This is a genomic window from Streptomyces hilarionis (genome assembly GCF_024539675.1).
Classification (GTDB): Bacteria; Actinomycetota; Actinomycetes; order Streptomycetales; family Streptomycetaceae; genus Streptomyces; species Streptomyces hilarionis.
Genome location: NZ_JAHHIT010000687.1, coordinates 1 through 282 on the forward strand (window position 1 = coordinate 1; position 282 = coordinate 282).

At 53.2% G+C, this 282-nt stretch carries 1 protein-coding gene; it reads left to right on the forward strand.

Features of this window, described 5'->3' with window-relative positions:
• Positions 1 to 78: 78 nt before the first annotated feature.
• Positions 79 to 282 (forward strand): hypothetical protein (locus tag KMS84_RS44505; protein WP_256921570.1); only part of this gene is annotated, 204 nt, incomplete at its 3' end.

The window sequence follows — 282 nt, forward strand, 5'->3', positions numbered from 1 at the left end:
GGCTATGGCCTGGGTCAGGCTGCGCGCCTCGTTTGGTGCAGTCAGAACCGTACCCTGCGTTGGGTCAAGCGTCTGGTTGTGGCTGCCGTACTCCTATATTTTTCTGCAGACATTTTCAGCGGGATTATCAGCGTTGCAGTATTTACCTTGGTTTTGGGTGGAGGGCTCTGGGCGTTGAATCACAGACCTACGCCTCGCAGAAACCAGATAGAGTATGGTCAATGCTATGGCCCCGATGGCTATGGGTACTATGTTGCTGGTCAACGTGTAGACGACGATGAT